The organism is Streptomyces sp. NPDC086077 (assembly GCF_040686175.1).
Classification (GTDB): domain Bacteria; phylum Actinomycetota; class Actinomycetes; order Streptomycetales; family Streptomycetaceae; genus Streptomyces.
On the sequence record NZ_JBFBJT010000291.1, the window covers coordinates 1 to 3,489 of the forward strand.

Here is a 3,489-nt window from a genome sequence, read left to right on the forward strand (position 1 = left end):
GACACCGCCGCAGCACCTCGGCCACCTGCGCGGTGTCGGCGGGCCGCACCACCAGGCGGGCCCGGCCCCGGTAGCGGCCGGTGAAGTCGGTCTCGTACGAGGCGCGCAGCGCTGGGTCAGCGAGCACATGGGCCGGTCCGACCACGGCCGACAACTGATGGGCGAGACGATCGGTATCCACGGGTGCCGGCCACTCCTCGTCGTGCGTAGGACTCGCGGGCGAGGCGGCAGACCTGTCCACGCCCGCCCGCCGACGCCCCGAAATCCTACGGAGCGGTGGCCCAGGGCAGGGACTCCCTGGTGGTTCAGCGCGGTGCCGGGCGTGGCCGCCGCGCCGCGAGGGACGCCCTCACCCCCGCGAACAACCGGCGTACGGGCGCCCCGGAGCCCGCGCCCGCACCGGACACCGATCCGGTCACCTCCTGACGCGGGCTCCCGGGGCCGGACGGCGGCAGGGATAATGACGGGATGCGCGGAGGCGGGAGTCCCGCTCGCGCCGCCCCCGAGACCGCCGGTGAGAAGGACGACACATTGGGTTCCCATCCGCCCATACCCACCCGGGTCGTGCTGCTGTGCGGCCCGTCCGGCTCCGGCAAGTCCCTCCTCTCCGCCCGCTCCGGCCTGCCGGTGCTGCGGCTCGACGACTTCTACAAGGAGGGCACCGACCCGACGCTGCCGCAGGTCGCCGGGAGCTCCGACATCGACTGGGACGACCCGGCCTCGTGGGACGCGGACGCCGCCGTCGCCGCGATCGAGGACCTGTGCCGCACGGGCCGCACGGACATCCCCGTCTACGACATCTCGCTCAGCGCCCGCACCGGCGCCGAGACCCTCGACATCGGGCGGACCCCGCTGTTCATCGCGGAGGGCGTCTTCGCCGCCGAGGTCGTCACCCGCTGCCGTGAACTGGGCCTGCTGGCCGACGCGCTGTGCCTGAGCCGTGGTCCGGTGCGCACCTTCCGGCGCCGCTTCGTGCGCGATCTGAGGGAGGGCCGCAAGTCGGTGCCGTTCCTGCTGCGCCGCGGCTGGCGCCTGATGCGCGCGGAGCGCTCCATCGTCGCCCGCCAGACCGCGCTCGGCGCGTACGCCTGCGACCGGGACGAGGCGATGGGCCGCCTGGCCGCCGCGGCGGCGGGTCGCTGCGCGACGGCACGTACGGCCGCGTAGCGCCCCGGTCGCACGCGGCCGGGCTTCCGCCCGGACCCACGGCGCCCGGCCACTCGGACCCCGGACACACGAAGGCGGGACTGGACGGACCCCCCGGCCCTCCAGCCCCGCTCCCCCGCGTTCCCCCGCGTTCCCCCGTGCCCCCCCGGCCCCGTACTCCCCCGTACTCCCCCCGGGGCCCTGCCTTCAGGCGACAAGCTCCCCGAAGGCGTGCTGCTCGTCACGGCCGAAGCTGAGGACCTCGTCCTCGCGCAGCCGGCGCAGGGAGCGCCAGATGCTGGACTTCACCGTGCCGACACTGATGTCGAGGATCTCCGCGATCTCCGGGTCCGTGCGGCCCTCGTAGTAGCGCAGGACCAGCATGGTGCGCTGGAGTTCGGGCAGCCGGGCCAGCGCCTGCCACAGGACCGCGCGCAGTTCGGTGCCGCGCATCGCGTCCGTGTCGCCGGCCGTCTCCGGCAGTTCCTCGGTCGGGTACTCGTTGAGCTTGCGGCGCCGCCAGGCGCTGATGTGCAGGTTGGTCATGGTGCGGCGGAGGTATCCGCCGACCGCCGCCTTGTCACTGATCCGGTCCCACGCCCGGTACGTCGAGAACAACGCGCTCTGCAGCAGGTCCTCGGCCTCGAAGCGGTCGCCGGTCAGGTGGTAGGCGGTTGCGTACAGGGAGGCGCGGCGCTCCTGGACGTAGGCGGTGAACTCCGCCTCGGTCAGCGAGCGACGCTCCCCCGAGTCCTCCCCGTACGCGGCTCCCCCGTGCGTTTCCCCCGTGAGACCGTCAACCACCGTCATGTAGGCGGTGTGCTGACGCCCGGCGCCGCGAGCGCACCCCCGCCCTCCCCCACGCTCGAACCCACTCCCGCGGGAGGGGCCCCCATCGGCGCCGGACTTCTCGGAACCCCGGCCCGCGTGCACGTCGTGCAGACGCGTGACCACTGCGCTGGTGCTGGTGCCGTGCAGCGTGTTCATCTCGCGCCCCCCGTCGTGTACTTGCCGGTGTTCGGCCCTGCTCGTCCTGCTTCCTTGCCTGTGCCGAAAAGCTTGCCGAGCCGACATCATCGCTGTGTCCGCCGACTGTCACAGACGTGTCACAGGGGCGGGTCCCCGCGTCCTTCAGGGAACACCCGGTACGGTCACGGAGAAGAGCGGTACGGCTACGCAGCCGCCCGAGTGTCGAAACGCCGACCCACCATGGGCCAGAATGAGCCCGTGCCTTCCCTGTTGCTGATCGAGGACGACGACGCCATCCGCACGGCCCTGGAGCTCTCACTGACGCGCCAGGGACACCGCGTGGCGACCGCTGCCAGCGGTGAGGACGGTCTGAAGCTGCTGCGTGAGCAGCGGCCGGATCTGATTGTGCTGGATGTGATGCTGCCCGGCATCGACGGGTTCGAGGTGTGCCGGCGGATCCGGCGCACCGACCAGCTGCCGATCATCCTGCTGACCGCCCGCAGCGACGACATCGACGTGGTCGTCGGGCTGGAGTCGGGCGCCGACGACTATGTCGTCAAACCGGTGCAGGGCCGGGTGCTGGACGCGCGCATCCGCGCCGTGCTGCGGCGCGGCGAGCGGGAGGCGAACGACGCCGCGGCCTTCGGCAGCCTCGTCATCGACCGCGCGGCGATGACCGTGACGAAGAACGGCGAGGACCTCCAGCTCACCCCGACGGAGCTGAGGTTGCTGCTCGAACTGAGCCGGCGGCCCGGTCAGGCGCTGTCCCGGCAGCAACTGCTGCGTCTGGTGTGGGAGCACGACTACCTCGGTGACTCCCGGCTCGTGGACGCCTGCGTCCAGCGGCTGCGCGCCAAGGTCGAGGACGTGCCGTCCTCCCCGACCCTGATCCGTACCGTGCGGGGTGTCGGCTACCGGCTGGACCCGCCTCAGTGACCGACGCGCAAAAAGGTCTCCGCGGCTGGGCCGCGGCACGCAAGGGAGCTCTGTCGACGCTGCGCTTCACCAGTCTGCGGCTGCGGCTGGTCGTCGTGTTCGGGCTGGTGGCGCTGACGGCCGCGGTCTCCGCGTCCGGGATCGCCTACTGGCTCAACCGCGAGGCCGTGCTCACCCGCACCCAGGACGCGGTGCTTCGCGACTTCGAGCAGGAGATGCAGAACCGCGCCGGCGCCCTGCCCGCCCGTCCCAGCCAGGACGAACTCCAGCGCACCGCCGGTCAGATGGCCAGCAGCAGCCAGCGCTTCAGCGTGCTCCTCGTCGCCGAGGACGCGGCCGGCAAGCCGGTCTACGGCAGTTCCGGCGGCCTCAACGACGGCTTCGCGCTGGCCGACGTACCGAAGTCGCTGCGCACGGCCGTGAACAAGGAGCAGCCGC

General features: G+C 72.5%; 5 protein-coding genes and 1 pseudogene. 4 read left to right on the forward strand and 2 right to left on the reverse strand.

Annotated features, from left to right (window positions below):
* Positions 1-181 (reverse strand): hypothetical protein (locus tag AB0O67_RS37000; RefSeq protein ID WP_365460409.1); only part of this gene is annotated, 181 nt, incomplete at its 3' end.
* A gap of 95 nt (positions 182-276) precedes the next feature.
* Between AB0O67_RS37000 and AB0O67_RS37005 the strand changes: the two genes are divergently transcribed.
* A complete protein-coding gene (locus AB0O67_RS37005; RefSeq protein WP_365460412.1) occupies positions 277-426 on the forward strand; it encodes a hypothetical protein in 150 nt (49 codons plus the stop codon).
* 105 nt (positions 427-531) lie between these two features.
* Positions 532-1,167: a uridine kinase gene (locus AB0O67_RS37010; protein ID WP_365460420.1), complete on the forward strand. Its 636-nt coding sequence runs from the start codon at positions 532-534 to the stop codon at positions 1,165-1,167.
* A 186-nt stretch (positions 1,168-1,353) separates the two neighbouring features.
* Here AB0O67_RS37010 and AB0O67_RS37015 read toward each other — a convergent pair whose 3' ends face one another.
* Positions 1,354-2,133: a SigE family RNA polymerase sigma factor gene (locus tag AB0O67_RS37015; protein ID WP_365460414.1), complete on the reverse strand. Its 780-nt coding sequence runs from the start codon at positions 2,131-2,133 to the stop codon at positions 1,354-1,356.
* 240 nt (positions 2,134-2,373) lie between these two features.
* Here AB0O67_RS37015 and afsQ1 point away from each other — a divergent pair, with 240 nt between their 5' ends.
* On the forward strand, positions 2,374-3,051 hold the full coding sequence (afsQ1, locus tag AB0O67_RS37020; RefSeq protein WP_365460417.1) for a two-component system response regulator AfsQ1: 678 nt from the start codon (positions 2,374-2,376) through the stop codon (positions 3,049-3,051).
* A pseudogene (locus AB0O67_RS37025) lies at positions 3,048-3,489 on the forward strand (two-component sensor histidine kinase); the annotation flags it as partial. The gene afsQ1 and the pseudogene AB0O67_RS37025, both read left to right, overlap by 4 nt.